Origin of the sequence: Rhodopila globiformis, assembly GCF_002937115.1 — a bacterium.
In the GTDB taxonomy this organism is placed as follows: Bacteria; Pseudomonadota; Alphaproteobacteria; order Acetobacterales; family Acetobacteraceae; genus Rhodopila; species Rhodopila globiformis.
Genome location: NZ_NHRY01000239.1, coordinates 21,399 through 37,477 on the forward strand (window position 1 = coordinate 21,399; position 16,079 = coordinate 37,477).

Consider the following 16,079-nt stretch of genomic DNA (forward strand, 5'->3'; position numbering starts at 1 on the left):
GACCGGATGCTGGTATCAGGCTGCCTTGCGGATTGCCACAGCTTTGACGTCGTCGTCGACGCCGGCTTCGAAGCTGGCGAAATTGGCCTCGAAGCGTTCCACCAGTTGTGCCGCCATCCGATCGTAGGCGGCTTTGTCGGCCCAGGCCAGGCGCGGGTCCAGCACCTCGTCCGGAATGCCCGGCACGTGCGCGGGGATCGACAGGCCGAAATACGGTTCCTTGTGGAACTCCATCTGCGCCAGCGAGCCGTCCAGGGCGCCGCGCAGCAAGGCCCGCGTATGCCTGATGCTCATGCGCTTGCCGACGCCGTACTGGCCGCCGCTCCAGCCGGTGTTGACCAGCCAGCAGGTGGCATCGTGCCGGGCGATCAGATCGGCGAACATCCGGCCATAGACCTCGGGCGGGCGCGGCAGGAACGGATGCGCGAAGCAGGTGCTGAACGCCGCCTTCGGCTCGGCGCCGAGGCCCTTCTCGGTGCCGGCGACCTGCGCGGTGTAGCCGGACAGGAAGTGGTACATCGCCTGCGCCGGGGTCAGCCGGGAAATCGGCGGCAGCACGCCGAACGCGTCGCAGGTCAGCATGAACACGTTCTTCGGCTGCCCGCCGCGGCCGGACAGGTCGACGTTGGGGATGAACTCGACCGGATAGCAGGACCGCGTGTTCTCGGTCAGCGAGGCGTCGGCCAGGTCGAGGTTGCCTTCATCGTCGCCGATGACGTTCTCCAGCACCGCGCCGAAGCGGTGCGACGCCGCCCAGATCTCGGGCTCAGCCTCGCGCGACAGGTTGATGACCTTGGCATAGCAGCCGCCTTCGACGTTGAAGGTGCCGGTGTCGCCCCAGCCATGCTCGTCATCGCCAATCAGCTTGCGCTCGGGGTCGGAGGACAGGGTGGTCTTGCCGGTGCCCGACAGGCCGAAGAACAGCGCGACGTCGCCGTCCTTGCCGATGTTGGCGCTGCAGTGCATCGGCATCACGCCCTTCGGCGGCAGCAGCCAGTTCATCACCGTGAAGATCGACTTCTTCACCTCGCCGGCATACTCGCTGCCGGCGATGATCAGCAGCTTCTGCTCGAACGACAAGGCGATGGTGGTGGTGGAGCGCACGCCGTCCACCGCGGGATCGGTCTGGAACAGCGGCGCGTGCAGGATGACGTAGTCCGGCTCGAAGTCCTTCAGCTCCGAGGCCTTCGGGCGGATGAAGATGTTGCGGGCGAACAGCGCATTCCAGGCCTGCGTCGTCACCATCCGGACCCGCACGCGATGCGCCGGATCGGCACCGGCATACAGGTCCTGGATGAACAGCTCCTGGCCTTGCAGATAGGCCTGGACGCGGCCCTTCAGCGCGTTGAAGCGCTCCACCGGCATGGACTGGTTGACCTTGCCCCACCAGATTTCGTTGGTAACGGACGGCTCATCGACGACGAACTTGTCCTGCACCGAGCGGCCGGTGTGGACGCCGGTCTGCACCATGAAGGCGCCATCGGCGGAGAAGCGGCCTTCATGGCGGCGGACGGCCTCCACCACCAGGGCGGGCGCGGTCTGGTTGGCGTGGACGGGGCGGGATGCGTGCACCCCGGTGCCGGACAGGGCGGCTGCGGCGCGGTGTTTCCAGGTGGGCTCGTGCGTCAAGGTCGGTGTCCTGCCTTCGTCAGCGTTGCGTAGCTTGCACCTGCATACCGCGACGCCCCGGTCTCAGGCGAGGCGGGTGGCCGCTGAAATGCGCATATGGCGCGTTCGTGACGGTATAGAGGAGGATGACAGGGAGGCAAGGTATCAGGGGCGAGGTTACGCCACGGTATGTGCAGGCGTGGGTCAAGCAGCGCTGTACAGGCAACCATCGTGGTGGGAAATGGCCTCGATGCCGCTGGCAGGAGCGAGAATCATTTCTGTTATGCGTGAATCAGGTGATGCATCCCGGCTGACACCCGGACCTCATGCATCCTGGAATCCAGCCCGAAACGGAGACGACCCCAACCGGGACGGGCGCATCCGCGGCACCGCTTTCTGCCGAAGGAGCCCCCCTGGGTTTATCAAAGGCGCACGTGCCTGCGCAGCGCCGCAACCGGTTTCCCATGAAACCGGACGGTGCACTGGCGCATCCGTTACTAGGCAGGCCGGATCAGGAATCGTCCAATACGAAAAACCACAATGTATCTAACACCTGTCGGAAATGGCATGTGGTGGATCGAACTGAAAACCATAAGCGTCTTACCGCCTGTAAGAGGCGTCAGGATGTACCGCCAGATAATGCCTGAAATCCGCCGCAACCGCTGCGAACAGCCGGGGTGGCACAAACCCATAGTCGAACCTGTCGTTCGCCCCGGGCACACGAGCCAAATCGAACGGCCAGTCGTCCTCTACCGCGTAGGACGTATAAATATAAGACTGTTGCGTCGTCAGTCCGAGGTGCTGCGCTACCCGCGGCGGGATGGCAATACCCTGCTCATCCCTCCCCGGCGTAACATGAGAGATCGGCAAATACGTCACGCGAACGATGCTGCGGCCTGGCAATTCCGGTTCCTCGACCCGCTCCAGATCCACGATCAGGCAAGGCCGATCCTTGCCGGCGTCAGGCGGCCGACCGCGCCCCAAACCTGCCCAGACGAAACCATAATGGACCACCAGACCAAGCTTGGGGTCCGGCAGCGGCATCCATCAGTCGTCCATGAGTGCGTCGAGATCGCTATACGCGGCGTCCATCCGGTTGTTGGCGATCCGCTCGATCTTTGCGACTGGCATGTCCGAGCGCTGCATGGCGAGTTTTCGGTTCTGCCGCAGCAAGGCATAATCTTCGACCGAGAGAACGATCAGCTCCGGCCGGCCGTGATAGGTGACCTCCACGGGTGCCCGGCGGGCCTCGGAGCGGACATAACCGCTGGCCTTTTGCAGCTGCTCGCCCGTAACGCTGATCATTGGAGTACGCTGATCATGGGAGCCTCCAAAAAGTACGTAAATTATGGATAATCACCCAGAGCGTTGCAAGCCTGACGATCGGAACCACCAGCCGCTCTCATGGCTTGGGAACAATGTTGATCTGTGTGCGGAAAAGCCTCGGGGGGCGACCAAAGGCCGGCCATAGCACATTGAACCCGTTATCCCCCCGTCACGCTCATGTGCCGCGCTACCGCCGGCTTGTCGTGCCGCCGGTCGATGATGAAGTCATGACCCTTCGGCTTGCGGGAAATCGCCTCGCGGATCGCGTCCTCGAGCCGCTCATCCGTTACCCCGGCCCGCAGAAGCGAGCGGAAATCGGCGGAATCCTCCTGCCCGAGACACATATATAATGTACCCGTACAGGTCAGCCGCACCCGGTTGCAGCTTTCGCAGAAATTGTGCGTCATCGGCGTGATGAAGCCGACCCGCCGCCCGGTTTCCCGGACGTTGAAGTAGCGCGCCGGACCGCCGGTCTTGTAGTCGGTATCCTCCAGCGTCCAGGTCCGGCGCAGGCGGGCACGGACCACGGACAGCGGCAGGTACTGCTCGGTCCGGTCGCCGGTGATCTCGCCCATCGGCATGGTCTCGATCAGGCACAGGTCGAAGCCGTGCTCGCCGCACCAGGCGACCAGGGCGTCGAACTCTTCCTCGTTCACGCCCTTCATCGCCACGGCGTTGATCTTCACCGCCAGCCCTGCCGCCTTGGCGGCAAAGATGCCGTCCAGCGTCTGCTCGATCTGCCCCCAGCGGGTGATCTGCCCAAAGCGCACCGGATCGAGCGTATCCAGCGAGACGTTGATCCGCTTCACGCCGGCGGCCACCAGCGTCCCGGCATGTTTGGCCAGTTGCGTGCCGTTGGTGGTGACCGTCAGTTCCTTCAGCCCGTTCCCGAGCCGTTGCCCCAGCTTGCCGAACAGTTGCATCACGTCGCGCCGCACCAGCGGCTCGCCGCCGGTGATGCGGATCTTCGTCGTGCCCAGGCGGATGAAGGCCGCGCATAGGCGATCCAGTTCCTCCAGCGTCAGCAGGTCGCGCTTGGGCAGGAAGTGCATGTCCTCCGACATGCAATAGACGCAACGGAGATCGCAGCGGTCGGTCACCGATACCCGAAGGTAGGTGATCGCGCGGCCGAAAGGATCGATCATATGGCTTGCAGGCTCCCTCCAAGGCGGACTGTCGCCGCTTGGTTCCTGTTATAGGCTGTCCTTTCCAGGTGCGCCAACACCACCCCGTGTTCAACCCCTTGGCCGCAATGAAGCCGTGGTGACGGGCCAGGGGCGGGCGGGGAAATCGCGCCGGAGCGAATTTTTTCGTCCGCATTTACCTTTTGTTTGCGAAGTGCTGCCAAGGATTGGCTCCCACCCGGCCGACGGGACTGCAAGGGGGCTACCGTGGACGATCTGCTTGCCGATTTCCTCACCGAGACGAATGAAAGCCTGGCCGAGCTCGACATCGCCCTGGTCACCCTGGAGCGCACGCCGGACGACGCCGAAACCCTATCGGGCATCTTCCGCCTGGTGCACACCATCAAGGGCACCTGCGGCTTCCTCGGCCTGCCGCGGCTGGAGCGTGTCGCCCATGCCGGCGAGAACGTGCTGGGCAAGCTGCGCGACCGGACCCTGGCGGTCACCCCCGCCATCGTCAGCCTGGTGCTGGCGGCGATCGACCGGATCAAGGCGATCGTGGCCGCGCTGGCAGCGACCGGCGCGGAACCGCCGGGCGACGACAGCGAGCTGATCAACGCCCTGAACGCGACGGCCGCCAGCGAACCGCCGCCCGCGAAGCCGGCCGCGCCGGCTGCCGCGAGGCCATCCGAAGCCGCAGTCATCCCGTCCAAACCCGCTCCTGCTGCCGCTCCGCCGGCCGCGCGCGAACCAGCCCCGTCCGCACCGCCTCCCGCAGCACCGATGGCCGGGACCCCGGCACCGGCTGCCGAACCCCTGTCCCCACCGCCGGCTGAAACGCCGGACGCACCCTCGGCAGCTTCCGGCACGGCACCGGCGAGCGCGCCCCAGGCAGCGCAGACCATCCGTGTCACCGTCGACGTCCTGGAAGACCTGATGACCCTGGTCAGCGAGCTGGTGCTGACCCGCAACCAGCTGCTCCAGCTTGCCCGCACCCAGGAAAACAGCCCCTTCACCGTGCCCCTGCAGCGCCTGTCGCACATCACCTCCGACCTGCAGGAAGGGGTGATGAAGACCCGCATGCAGCCCATCGGCAACGCCTGGAACAAGCTGCCCCGCCTGGTGCGCGACCTGTCGCACGAAATGGGCAAGAAGATTCAGCTGACGATGCTGGGCGCCGACACCGAGCTCGACCGCCAGGTGCTGGAGATGATCAAGGACCCACTGACGCACATGGTGCGCAACAGCGGCGATCATGGGCTGGAAACCCCGGCCGAGCGCCGCGCCGCCGGCAAGCCCGAAAGCGGCGCCATCGTGCTGAACGCCTTCCACGAAGGCGGCCACATCATCCTGGAGATCTCCGACGACGGCCGCGGCCTGTCGGTGGATCGCATCCGCGCCAAGGCATTGGCCAACGGCCTGGCGACCGAGGCGGAACTGGCGGCGATGACAGAGGGCCAGGTCCAGCGCTTCATCTTCCGCCCCGGCTTCTCCACCGCCACCACCGTCACCGCCGTCTCAGGCCGCGGCGTCGGCATGGACGTGGTGAAGACCAACATCGAGAAAATCGGCGGCACCATCGACCTGAAGAGCACGCCCGGCCAGGGCACGATGTTCACCGTCAAGATCCCGCTGACGCTGGCCATCGTCTCCGCCCTGATTGTCGAGGCGTCCAGGGAGCGGTTCGCCATCCCGCAGATCAGCGTCGTCGAACTGGTCCGCGCCCGGCGCGACGGCGCCGCCGCTGATGGCGAAAGCGTGATCGAGCGGATCAACGACACGCCGGTGCTGCGCCTGCGCAACCGCCTGCTGCCGCTGGTCAGCCTGACCGAGCTGCTGGAGCTCGGCGCCGCGCAGACCGACGACACCGCCGCTCACATTGTCGTCGCCCAGGTCGGCCAGTACCTGATGGGCATCATCGTCGACCGGGTGTTCGACACCGAGGAAATCGTCGTCAAGCCGGTGGCGCCGATCCTGCGCAACGTGACGATGTTCAGCGGGAACACCATCCTGGGGGATGGGTCGGTGATCATGATCCTGGATCCGAACGGCATCGCCCGCGGCACCGGCGTCGGCGCCGGCTCGGAAAGCCGGCTGATGCAGTCGGCGCGGGTCGATACGCAAAGCTCCGCCGACAAGACCGCGATGCTGCTGTTCCACGCCGGCGGGTCGCAGCGCATGGCGGTGCCGCTCGGTCTGGTGGCGCGGCTGGAGGACATCCCGCGCGAATCGATCGAGCTGTCCTGCGGCTCGCCGGTCACGCAGTACCGCGGCAAGCTGATGCCGCTGATCGCCATCGACGGCAGCGGCGCGCAGGACCGGCCCACCCAGCCGCTGCTGGTGTTCGCCGACGGCGAGCGAATCATGGGCCTGATGGTGGACGAGATCATCGACGTGGTGGAGGACAGGCTCGACATCGAGCTGGCCGGCGCTCGGCCCGGCCTGCTGGGCAGCGCCGTCATCGGCGGCCAGGCGACGGACGTACTGGACACCGGCTACTGGCTGACCCTGGCGTGGGAGGACTGGTTCCGCAACGTGCCGCGCCGCGGCGCGACGATTGGCCAGAAGCACGTGCTGATGGTCGACGACAGCGACTTCTTCCGCCAGTTGATGGTGCCGACGCTGGGCGCGGCCGGGTTCCGCGTCACTGCCGTCGGCAGCGCCGCCGAGGCGCTGCGGCTGCGCGACGCCGGCACCCGGTTCGACGCCATCATCTCCGATATCGAGATGCCGGGGATGGACGGGCTGGCCTTCGCCCGCGCCGTCCGCGCCGGGGGCGCCTGGGCCGACCTGCCGATGATCGCCCTGACCGCGCATGCCGATGACCAGCATGTCGAGGCCGGGCGCGACGCCGGCTTCACCGACTACGTGGCCAAGTTCGAGCGCGACGCGGTGGCCGCCAGCCTGCGCGCCAATCTGGCGCAACTCGTCCCAGCCTGACCGACCGGAGACCCCACCATGACCACACAGATTCTGGATCGGCCCGACAGCACAGGCCAGGCGACGGGAGAGGAACAGGTCCTCGTCACCCTGACCGTGGCGGACCAGCTTTGCGGCGTGCCCGTGCTGGCGGTGCGCGACATCCTGGGCGAGCAGACCATCACCCGCATCCCGCTGGCGCCGCCGGAGATCGCCGGCAGCCTGAACCTGCGCGGCCGCATCGTCACCGCCATCGACCTGCGCCGCCGGCTGCACCTGCCGCCCGCCCCGGCCGAACAGCCGCGCATGTCGGTCGTCGCCGAGCAGGGCGGCGAGCTCTATGCCCTGCTGGTGGACCAGGTTGCGGAAGTCATGAGCCTGGAGGCCAGCCTGTTCGAGCGGAACCCGCCGACGCTGGCAAAGAACTGGGCCGCGTTCAGCACCGGCATCTTCCGCCTGGATGGCCGGCTGCTGGTGATGCTGGACGTCTCCAGGCTGCTGGCGCTGGGGGAAAAGGGGTAGAAGCCGATGCCTCGCACCTGCCTTGTCGTCGACGACAGCCGCGTCGTCCGGAAAGTCGCGCGCCGCATCCTGGAAGCCAACGGCTTCGCCGTGAGCGAGGCCGCCGACGGGCAGCAGGCGCTGGAGTCCTGCCGCGCCAGCCTACCCGACTGCGTGCTGCTGGACTGGAACATGCCGGTGATGGACGGCCTGACCTTCCTGAAGTCGCTGCGCGCGGAGTTCGGCCACGACAACCCGCCGGTGGTGTTCTGCACCACCGAGAACGACATGGCCCACATCGAGGCGGCAATCGCGAACGGCGCCCAGGAATACATCATGAAGCCGTTCGACGAGGACATCCTGACCAGCAAGTTCGCCCAGGTCGGCCTGCTGTGACCCCGTTCTCCCGCCTGCCCCCAGCGGCGCAGCCGCCCGGATCAGCGAGGCCGGCGCAGCCGCCCGGATCAGCGAGGCCGGCGCAGCCGCCCGGATCAGCGAGGCCGGCGCAGCCGCCCGGATCAGCGAGTCCGGCGCGGCCGCCTGGGCCGACGAGCCCGGCACACACGCCGGCGGCGACGGCCCGTCCGGCCGCGCGGACGGTGCTCCCGGCCAGTCCCGCCACAGCGGCGCAGCCCGCGGGCAAGGCGCGGGTGATGCTGTGCGACGACTCCACGGTCATTCGCGGCGCCCTGGCCCGCATCCTGGAGGCCGATCCCGAGATCGAGGTGGTTGCCAAGGTCGCCAACGGGCAGGAAGCGGTCAACGCGATCCGCGATGCGCATGTCGACGTGGTGGTGCTGGACATCGAGATGCCGGTGATGGACGGCATGACGGCCCTGCCGCTGCTGCTGCGCGCGGATGCCGGGGTGCGGGTCATCATGGCCTCGACCCTGACGACGCGGGGCGCGGACATCGCCCTGCGCGCCCTGCGGCTCGGCGCGGCCGACTACATCCCGAAGCCTTCCACCATCGGCACGGCCAGCGACGACAGCTTCCGGCGGGAATTGCTGGAAAAGGTCAAGGGCCTGGCTCGCCAGCGTCGCCGCGCCAGCCTGCCCAGCGCGCCGAAGACACCGCTGGCCCTGCGCACGGCGCCGGCTTTCCCGGCCCGCCTGCTGGCAGTCGGCAGTTCCACCGGCGGGCCGCAGGCGCTGTTCACCTTGGTGCAGGGGCTCGGCCGCGCGCTGAGCGTGCCGGTAGTGATGACGCAGCACATGCCCGCCACCTTCACGCCGATCCTGGCCGAGCACCTGACGCGCATTGGCGTGATGCCCTGCGCGGAGGCGCGCGACGGCGAGTCGCTGCTGGCCGGCCGCATCTACCTGGCTCCCGGCGACAAGCACCTTCTGGTCGAAGGCAGCCGATCGGCTTTGCGCGCGCGGTTGTCGGAGGACCCGCCGGAGAATTTCTGCCGCCCGTCGGTCGATCCGATGCTGCGCAGCGCTGCCGCGGCGTGCGAGGGCCGGGTCCTGGTGGCGATGCTGACCGGCATGGGCCGTGACGGGCTGGAGGGTACGAAGCGGGTGGTGGAGGCCGGCGGCGCGGCGGTCGCTCAGGACGAGGCCAGCAGCGTGGTCTGGGGCATGCCGGGCGCCATCGCCCAGGCCGGCCTGTGCCACGCCGTGCTGCCGCTGCCGAAGATCGCGCCTCGGCTGCTGGAGATGCTGAAAGGCGGGCGGGCATGAGCGCCAGCCTGTCCCCCGCGGCGTTCGAGACCTTCGCTACGCTGCTGAAGACCCAGTCCGGCCTGGTGATCGGGACGGACAAGATCTACCTGCTGGAAACCCGCCTGGGGAATCTGCTCAAGCGGGAAAAGCTGAATGACCTGAACCAATTGGCGGAAAAGCTGCGGCAGCCGGCGAATGACCGGATGGCGCGTGACGTGGTCGAGGCGATGACCACGAACGAGAGCTTCTTCTTCCGTGACGACAAGCCGTTCGTGCATTTCCGCACCCACGCCCTGCCTCGGCTGGTCGCCGCTCGCCCGCCCGGCAGTACGATCCGCATCTGGTCGGCGGCGTCGTCGTCGGGGCAGGAGGCATACTCGCTCGCAATGATCATCGCCGAGTCCCGTGCCGTCCTTGGCGACCGCAAGGTGGAAATCATCGGGACCGACATCGCCCGCGATCAACTGATCCGGGCGCGCGAGGGCCTGTATTCGCAATTCGAAGTGCAGCGCGGGCTGCCAGTGCAGATGCTGATGCGCTATTTCCGCAAGGAGGACTCGTCCTGGCGCATCAATGACTCAATCCGGTCGATGGCGCAGTTCCGCGAATTCAACCTGCTGTCGGACCCGCGCTCGCTTGGGCGCTTCGACGTGGTGTTCTGCCGCAACGTGCTGATTTATTTTGACCAGCCGACGAAGTCGCGGGTGCTGGGCGGCATTGCCGGCGTCATGCCCGCGGACGGACTGCTTTACCTGGGCGGCGCGGAGACGGTGCTCGGGCTGACGACGCGCTTTGCGCCGCTGCCGGCGGAACGGGGGGTGTATGGGGTCGTGGCCGCCGCGACCGGGGCTCCGGCGGGACGGATGGCGGCGGCCGTTTAAGGACGTGGCCTGTCGCCCTCCGTCATGGCCGGGACATGCCCTATCCCTATAAGGACAAGGTGGTGGACGGAGAAGGATTTGGCCCCAGGTCCGTTACCCCTCGTCATGGCCGGGCGTGTCCCTACGGGATGCACAGATCTCTGAAACGATTAGGCGATATCCCTTGTTATCAATGGGTTAGGGAAAATTTTTGTAATAGGGGCAAAACCCCGGGCGAATTTGGTGATTGTCCATATCGTTCCGCAGTTGGATGCCAAAAAATGGCGGAATTCCGTGCCTGTCGTTCCAGTTTCGAGCGTATGCTGCACATGCGTGCCCGGGGTTTTGCCCCTATTACAAATTTTTGTATATACAGAAATTTTTGGCCAACCCACTGATAACAAAATACTTTTTTAGATAACCGAAGGTCGTTTCAGAGATGTGTATACGCGATAGGGCGTGTCCCGGCCATCTGCGCTTCGACAGTTGGAGGGTGGATGGCCGGGACACGCCCGGCCATGACGATAGAGCGACAACTCTGCTCCAGTCGTTCAAGGGACGACTCCGCTCCGGTTGTCCTCTTCCCCTTCCAGCCTATCGCCGTCAGACGGTCTTGAGGAAGTCCGTCAGCTTGTTGATTGCCGTCACCTTGTCAGTCTTGTCCAGCGCGGCCAGTTCGGCGGCGAGGCGATCCATGGCGGATTCATAGATCTGCCGCTCGGAGAAACTCTGGTCGGGCTGGCCGGAATTGCGGTGCAGGTCGCGCACCACCTCGGCAATGGCCAGCGGATCGCCGGAGTTGATCTTCGCCTCGTATTCCTGCGCCCGGCGGGACCACATGGTGCGCTTGACCCGGGCCTTGCCTTTCAGCACGCCCAGCGCCTCGTCGAACTGCTTGCGGCTGGCCAGCTTGCGCAAGCCGGCGGTGCGGGCCTTGGCGACCGGCACCCGCAAGGTCATGCGGTTTTCCTCGAAAGTGATGTGGATCAGTTCCAGCTTGTGGCCGGCGATCTCCTCGGTCGCGATCCGCTCCACCCGGCCGACGCCGTGGGTGGGATAGACGACATGGTCGCCCTCGGCGAACACTTCGGCTTTGGCGATGGCACGCGGCGTGAGGTTCGGTCCGTTGTGCAGCGGGCGCGGCGCCACGCGGGGCTCTGGATTGGTCGCCGGCGCCTCGGCTGCCGGCCGTTCTGCCACCGGATTCGAAACGTCTTCCACTACCTGCTGCTCACCCATTCTACTTCCTGTCTCTCAAGCCCTAGCTGCGATTGTGTCGGGGCGACGGAACAGCTTTGGACCGCCTCGGTCAGACCGGACGGCCGCCAGAAAACTCGATCAGGCACAGCCTGACCCACCGCTTCATGCGACGCCATTGCCTTGTCGGACGACTCGTGCGTAACCGACAGACACTATATACCATAAAAATGGCAGCGCGTCAGCGGCAAAGCCGCCGACGCGCGGGCTTTCAACGTTCAGGCGTGCTTAAGCGTTGCCGTCAGGGCTCACCGGGGTCCGCGGAGAACAGCTCGACCTTGTTGGGCTTGTCCTTCCACTCGTCGGCGTCGTCCGGCGGCGTGCCCTTGCGAGTGATGTTCGGCCATTCCCCGGCATAGGTGCGATTGCGCTCCATCCACGGCGCGGCCCGGTCGTCGCTGTCCGGCACGATCGCTTCGGCGGGGCACTCCGGCTCACACACGCCACAGTCGATGCATTCATCCGGGTGGATGACCAGCATGTTCGCGCCAACATAAAAGCAATCGACGGGGCAGACCTCGACGCAGTCCATGTACTTGCAGCGAATACAATTCTCGGTGACCACATAGGTCATTTGGCAAACCCCTGGTATGGGAAATTGGCGGCACAGGCCGGTTCAGGCCCCGCCGTATGCCGACGAATCAGTCGTGGTGCAAGATGTTGCTAACACATCGCTGACATCTGCGTACAAAAGCCTGGCCTGTGTGGCCGGTCCACGCCGCTCGGCCAAAGCCACGACGCGCAGCACCCGCACGGCGCCATGCACCGGAATCGTCAGGACATCCCCCACCCGCAGCCGGGCGTGCGGCTTGCTGGTCGGCTGGCGGTTGATGCGGACGGAGCCCTGCGCCACCAGCGCGGCGCAATCGCTGCGAGCACGCATGACGCGGGCGCACCACAGCCACTTGTCCAGCCTCTGCCAGTCACGGTCCTCGATGTCGGTGATCGGAAACCTCCCTGAATCCCCGGGTCATCATCGTCGCAAGGCAGCCAGCGCGGCAAACGGCCCGCTGGGGTTTCGCGGCGGCGCCGATCGCGCCGGAGCCGCCGGACGGCGGCGCAGCGGAGTCAGCATGGGCGGCGCCACCGGTCCCTGCTGGTCCGGCGCCAGGCCAACAGCCGGCAGCACCCGGAACCCGAGGTGACGCAGCACCGCGGGCAGCAGGTCCGCCTTGATTGCAAGCCGGGAGGCCAGTCCCGACGGCAGCGCCGCCGGCACGCGGCGCGAGCGGTAACCCAGTTCGCCGGCAATTCTCTCCGCGATATCAAGCCGTATCAGGATCGGCCCGGCCTCCACCCAGCCCAGGGCGGCGGCAAAGCCGGGCGGCCAGGCAGCCTGGTCCGCCGGAATCGAGACCAGCGCCGACGACGGCAGATCCGGCACCGCCACGCCATGCTGCAGCGCCCACAGCCGCGCCCGCATCGCCGCGGCCCGCGGTTTCATCATGGCAGGCATGAACAGGGCAAAACGACCGGAGCGCACGCCCAGTGCCCGCAACTGCGGCCGGATCGTCGCCGCCAGCGTCTCCGCGTCCGGACCGGGAATCGTGCCGAGCGATTCCATCAGCCGGTGCAGCGGCCCGCGCAGCGCCGGATGTTCCTGCGCCATCGCCTCGGCGGCGAACAGCGGCGCCAGGTCAGCCTGGATCTCGGCGTCCAGCCAGGCTTGCAGCCGCTTCCGGATCCGCTCGCGCTCGGCGCCGTCGAGGAACTCGCTGTCCAGCACCTGCACCCGCGGCCGGATCGGCGTGGCGCCGCGGACCAGGCGGGCAATCGGCGCATCGCTCCAGGTGATCCGATGATCCGCGGTCAGCGCGAAGACCGACTCGGGCTCGGCCTCCAGCAGCGTGACCCGGCGCGGCATCTCGGCACGCAGGGCACGGCGGGCGGCCCGAAGGACAAGCTTCTTTTCGTCGCCCACGGCCTCGGGGTCGGGGATGAACGTGAACCCCTCGATATGGCCGACGTTGTGGCCCTCCACCACGACTTCGCCGCGGCGGGTGACGGCGGATAGCAGGCTGTCGCCCTCGCCCGCCTCCAGCCGCCGCAGCAGGTGGGCTGAGCGGCGATCGACGAAGCGGCTGGTCAGGCTTTCGTGCAGGGCGTCGGACAGCTTGTCCTCGACCTCGCGCGCCTTCGCCTGCCAGTGCGCGGTGTCCTTCACCCAGTCGGCGCGGGCGGCGATGTAGGACCAGACGCGCACGCCGGCGAGGCGCTGCATCAGCGTATCGATGTCGCCTTCGGTGCGGTCGAGCGCGGCGATCTGCCCCGCGAGCCAGTCGGTCGGCAGCACGGTGTCGGTGGCGACGTGGTTGAACACCCGGGCACACAGCCGGGCATGGGTGTCGTCGGCCAGCTTGCGGAAATCCGGGATCTGGCAGGCATCCCACAGCAGCCGCATCCGCCGCCGGCCGTGCGCCAGCTTGCGGATGTCCGGGTCGCGGGACAGCGTGGTCAGCGTCTCCAGGTCCGAGGCCTCGTTGCCGCGCACCAAGCCGGCCCCCGGCGGCGGCGCGTTCAGGCTGTCGAGCAAGCCTTCCAGCGAGGAAAAGTCCAGGTCGCTGTTGCGCCAGCACAGCAGGTCCAGGGCGTCGAAGCTATGGTTCTCGACGGCGTTGACGACGTCGTCCGGGATCGGCGGGCATTCGGTGGTGGTGCCGAAGGTGCCGTCCTTCATGCCGCGGCCGGCGCGGCCGGCGATCTGGCCGATCTCGGCGGGGGAGAGGCGGCGGGGGCGGTGGCCGTCGAACTTGCCCAGGCCGGCGAAGGCGACATGGTCCACGTTCATGTTCAGGCCCATGCCGATGGCGTCGGTGGCGACCAGGAAATCGACCTCGCGCTCCTGGTACAGTGCCACCTGGGCGTTGCGGGTGCGCGGTGACAGGCGGCCCATGACGACGGCGCAGCCGCCCTTGCGGCGGCGGATCAGCTCGGCGAGGGCGTAGATCTCGGCGGCACTGAAGGCGACGACGGCGGTGCGCGGCGGCAGGCGCACCAGCTTGGCCGGACCGGCGTAGGTCAGTTGCGACAGCCGCGGGCGGGTTTCGATCTGCGCCGAGGGCACCAGGCGGCGGAGCAGCGGGGCGATGGTCTCGGCGCCGAGGAACATGGTCTCCACCATGCCGCGGGCATGCAGCAGGCGGTCGGTGAACACGTGTCCGCGATCGGGGTCGGCGCACAGTTGTATTTCGTCAACGGCGACGAATTCGGCGCGGCGGTCGAGCGGCATCGCCTCGACGGTGCAGGAGAACCAGCGCGCGTCGGGCGGGATGATCTTTTCCTCGCCGGTGATCAGGGCGACGTGGCGGGCACCCTTCCTGGCCACCATGCGGTCGTAGTTTTCGCGCGCCAGCAGGCGCAGCGGGAAGCCGATGATTCCAGAGGCGTGGGCCAGCATCCGCTCGATGGCGAGATGCGTCTTGCCGGTGTTCGTCGGGCCGAGGACAGCCTTGACGCGAGCCGCGAAACCGGAGTCGGAGCCGAGCATGGGAGAATCTTTGGGGGTCGCGGCGCGGAATGCAAGCGGAGAAGTTGTTACGGATCGCCATTGCCCATGATATTGTCGTCTTGGAAACGGCTGCGGCCACGGAAGCGCGATTCATGCCGACAATTGCCATCGTGGACGGGGTCAGGATCATGATGTTTTACAATGACCACAATCCGCCGCATTTTCATGCAAGATTGGGCGGTGATGAGGCGCTGGTGGCGATCGGCAACCTGAGCGTAGTCCGAGGTTCCCTACCTCAGGCTAAACTGAGCCATATCCTGGCCTGGGCTCGGGACCATCGGGACGCATTGGCGCTCAACTGGATCAGGTGCCAGAATAACGAGGAACCGCAAGGGATTTAGAAATGCCCCAGGTACTGGAGAATATCATCGTATCCGCCGTGCCCGAGCCATCCGTGCGTCGTGTTTTCCTGACCTGGGCTAATGGCGAGACGACGACGCACAACCTGCAGCACCTCTCAGACAAGGGCGTCTTTCGAGCACTCCGCGATCCGACATTTTTCGCGCGGGTCCGTGTCGGCGATCATGGACGCAGCCTGGAATGGCCTGGTGAACTTGACCTATGCGCGGATGCTCTCTGGTTCGAAGCCCATCCGTTGGACGCACCCGACTCGGCGATTGCCGCTACGAATGACTACGTTGCTAAGCATGGGTTGCCCGGAGAGGACTATATGCCCGTGTGATGGCCAAGTCGACGCCCAAACCAAACTACACTGCCTTCAGTTTGAAGACCGCACTCTCGACAGCCGGAGCCAAGGTGCCGTGTGACGGGCGCATTTCCCGACTATAGGCGGCGATCACAACGGGCTTCAAAGCGGATAAGGTTTAGGCCGTCTTCAGCCGTTCACGTCTAAGCACGCGAGCGGGTGAAGATGCTCGCGAAAACAGAGGCCTAAAGCCGATTTCGCGAGCACCCGTGAGCGGAATCGGTGCTATTCGAATTTCGTAGACGACGATTGTGCCACGATCGGAATGCGTGCAAGCAATTGTTGTAGTTCATGTTGTTGTTGTAGTGCGTGTTGTAGTGCGATCGTCGCTTGGGCAAGTTGGTTCTGGTATTGCGCCAACATGGGCTTTGCTAGTTCGAGCCCGATGATGACGCCGACCGCCCTCTCATCCTCTTTGATACTTGCCAAGCCACCGGCCTGGAAGGTGCGTAGATTGCGCGCAGCGCCGCCATAGCACATCCGTCCTGTCGCAGGGTTGAGGCACCCGGTCGTAAGGCCGGCGTCATAATCCTTTACATTTTTCATACTGCCTCCTGTCTGGCCAGCGTCAGATAGTGCGCATCATCAACGTATCAAGCGGCG

16 protein-coding genes are annotated in these 16,079 nt (G+C 66.3%); 7 read left to right on the top strand and 9 right to left on the bottom strand.

Annotated elements, in window-relative coordinates:
- Positions 1-15 precede the first annotated feature (15 nt).
- From CCS01_RS23890 to moaA, 4 genes are all read right to left on the bottom strand, one after another.
- Positions 16-1,629: a phosphoenolpyruvate carboxykinase gene (locus CCS01_RS23890; RefSeq protein ID WP_104521272.1), complete on the bottom strand. Its 1,614-nt coding sequence runs from the start codon at positions 1,627-1,629 to the stop codon at positions 16-18.
- Positions 1,630-2,208: 579 nt separating this feature from the next.
- Positions 2,209-2,652: a growth inhibitor PemK gene (locus tag CCS01_RS23895; protein WP_104521273.1), complete on the bottom strand. Its 444-nt coding sequence runs from the start codon at positions 2,650-2,652 to the stop codon at positions 2,209-2,211.
- A 3-nt stretch (positions 2,653-2,655) separates the two neighbouring features.
- Positions 2,656-2,913 (bottom strand): type II toxin-antitoxin system prevent-host-death family antitoxin, encoded by a 258-nt coding sequence (locus CCS01_RS23900; protein ID WP_104521274.1) that lies wholly within the window; start codon positions 2,911-2,913, stop codon positions 2,656-2,658.
- Between the two features lie 179 nt (positions 2,914-3,092).
- Positions 3,093-4,079: a GTP 3',8-cyclase MoaA gene (gene moaA, locus CCS01_RS23905; protein WP_104521275.1), complete on the bottom strand. Its 987-nt coding sequence runs from the start codon at positions 4,077-4,079 to the stop codon at positions 3,093-3,095.
- A gap of 246 nt (positions 4,080-4,325) precedes the next feature.
- Between moaA and CCS01_RS23910 the strand changes: the two genes are divergently transcribed.
- The 5 genes from CCS01_RS23910 to CCS01_RS23930 all read left to right on the top strand — a co-directional run bounded on the left by CCS01_RS23910 (position 4,326) and on the right by CCS01_RS23930 (position 10,026).
- A complete protein-coding gene (locus CCS01_RS23910; RefSeq protein ID WP_104521276.1) occupies positions 4,326-6,998 on the top strand; it encodes a hybrid sensor histidine kinase/response regulator in 2,673 nt (890 codons plus the stop codon).
- 18 nt (positions 6,999-7,016) lie between these two features.
- Positions 7,017-7,499, top strand: coding sequence for a chemotaxis protein CheW (locus tag CCS01_RS23915; RefSeq protein ID WP_104521277.1), 483 nt, complete (start codon positions 7,017-7,019; stop codon positions 7,497-7,499).
- A gap of 6 nt (positions 7,500-7,505) precedes the next feature.
- A complete protein-coding gene (locus CCS01_RS23920) occupies positions 7,506-7,874 on the top strand; it encodes a response regulator (RefSeq protein ID WP_104521278.1) in 369 nt (122 codons plus the stop codon).
- A gap of 203 nt (positions 7,875-8,077) precedes the next feature.
- A complete protein-coding gene (locus tag CCS01_RS23925) occupies positions 8,078-9,163 on the top strand; it encodes a chemotaxis response regulator protein-glutamate methylesterase (RefSeq protein ID WP_338050002.1) in 1,086 nt (361 codons plus the stop codon).
- Positions 9,160-10,026, top strand: coding sequence for a CheR family methyltransferase (locus tag CCS01_RS23930; RefSeq protein WP_239992371.1), 867 nt, complete (start codon positions 9,160-9,162; stop codon positions 10,024-10,026). Before CCS01_RS23925 ends, CCS01_RS23930 begins: the two co-directional genes overlap by 4 nt.
- A 582-nt stretch (positions 10,027-10,608) precedes the next feature.
- Here CCS01_RS23930 and CCS01_RS23935 read toward each other — a convergent pair.
- From CCS01_RS23935 to CCS01_RS23950, 4 genes are all read right to left on the bottom strand, one after another.
- A complete protein-coding gene (locus tag CCS01_RS23935; protein ID WP_104521280.1) occupies positions 10,609-11,244 on the bottom strand; it encodes a CarD family transcriptional regulator in 636 nt (211 codons plus the stop codon).
- A 259-nt stretch (positions 11,245-11,503) separates the two neighbouring features.
- Positions 11,504-11,836 (bottom strand): ferredoxin FdxA, encoded by a 333-nt coding sequence (gene fdxA, locus CCS01_RS23940; RefSeq protein WP_104521281.1) that lies wholly within the window; start codon positions 11,834-11,836, stop codon positions 11,504-11,506.
- A 42-nt stretch (positions 11,837-11,878) separates the two neighbouring features.
- The gene (locus CCS01_RS23945) at positions 11,879-12,145 is read right to left on the bottom strand and encodes a heat-shock protein (RefSeq protein ID WP_104521282.1); all 267 of its coding nucleotides are present in this window, start codon (positions 12,143-12,145) and stop codon (positions 11,879-11,881) included.
- Between the two features lie 90 nt (positions 12,146-12,235).
- On the bottom strand, positions 12,236-14,749 hold the full coding sequence (locus CCS01_RS23950; protein WP_104521283.1) for a helicase-related protein: 2,514 nt from the start codon (positions 14,747-14,749) through the stop codon (positions 12,236-12,238).
- 29 nt (positions 14,750-14,778) lie between these two features.
- On the opposite strand from CCS01_RS23950, the gene CCS01_RS23955 reads away from it, so the two are divergent.
- Positions 14,779-15,111 carry a DUF4160 domain-containing protein gene (locus tag CCS01_RS23955; protein ID WP_204848413.1) on the top strand — a complete coding sequence of 111 codons (333 nt, stop codon included), beginning with the start codon at positions 14,779-14,781 and terminating at the stop codon, positions 15,109-15,111.
- Positions 15,112-15,113: 2 nt separating this feature from the next.
- A complete protein-coding gene (locus CCS01_RS23960) occupies positions 15,114-15,452 on the top strand; it encodes a DUF2442 domain-containing protein (RefSeq protein WP_104521284.1) in 339 nt (112 codons plus the stop codon).
- Between the two features lie 249 nt (positions 15,453-15,701).
- Here CCS01_RS23960 and CCS01_RS33140 read toward each other — a convergent pair whose 3' ends face one another.
- A complete protein-coding gene (locus tag CCS01_RS33140; RefSeq protein WP_146101931.1) occupies positions 15,702-16,022 on the bottom strand; it encodes a hypothetical protein in 321 nt (106 codons plus the stop codon).
- Between the last annotated feature and the right edge of the window lie 57 nt (positions 16,023-16,079).

Bases quoted from the DNA above. Each gene is read 5' to 3' on its own strand.
- CCS01_RS23895 (WP_104521273.1), bottom strand. From the start codon at position 2,652: ATGCCGCTGCCGGACCCCAAGCTTGGTCTGGTGGTCCATTATGGTTTC.
- CCS01_RS23900 (WP_104521274.1), bottom strand. From the start codon at position 2,913: ATGATCAGCGTTACGGGCGAGCAGCTGCAAAAGGCCAGCGGTTATGTC.
- moaA (WP_104521275.1), bottom strand. From the start codon at position 4,079: ATGATCGATCCTTTCGGCCGCGCGATCACCTACCTTCGGGTATCGGTG.
- CCS01_RS23915 (WP_104521277.1), top strand. From the start codon at position 7,017: ATGACCACACAGATTCTGGATCGGCCCGACAGCACAGGCCAGGCGACG.
- CCS01_RS23920 (WP_104521278.1), top strand. From the start codon at position 7,506: ATGCCTCGCACCTGCCTTGTCGTCGACGACAGCCGCGTCGTCCGGAAA.
- CCS01_RS23930 (WP_239992371.1), top strand. From the start codon at position 9,160: ATGAGCGCCAGCCTGTCCCCCGCGGCGTTCGAGACCTTCGCTACGCTG.
- CCS01_RS23935 (WP_104521280.1), bottom strand. From the start codon at position 11,244: ATGGGTGAGCAGCAGGTAGTGGAAGACGTTTCGAATCCGGTGGCAGAA.
- fdxA (WP_104521281.1), bottom strand. From the start codon at position 11,836: ATGACCTATGTGGTCACCGAGAATTGTATTCGCTGCAAGTACATGGAC.
- CCS01_RS23945 (WP_104521282.1), bottom strand. From the start codon at position 12,145: ATGCGTGCTCGCAGCGATTGCGCCGCGCTGGTGGCGCAGGGCTCCGTC.
- CCS01_RS23950 (WP_104521283.1), bottom strand. From the start codon at position 14,749: ATGCTCGGCTCCGACTCCGGTTTCGCGGCTCGCGTCAAGGCTGTCCTC.
- CCS01_RS23955 (WP_204848413.1), top strand. From the start codon at position 14,779: ATGCAAGCGGAGAAGTTGTTACGGATCGCCATTGCCCATGATATTGTC.
- CCS01_RS23960 (WP_104521284.1), top strand. From the start codon at position 15,114: ATGCCCCAGGTACTGGAGAATATCATCGTATCCGCCGTGCCCGAGCCA.
- CCS01_RS33140 (WP_146101931.1), bottom strand. From the start codon at position 16,022: ATGAAAAATGTAAAGGATTATGACGCCGGCCTTACGACCGGGTGCCTC.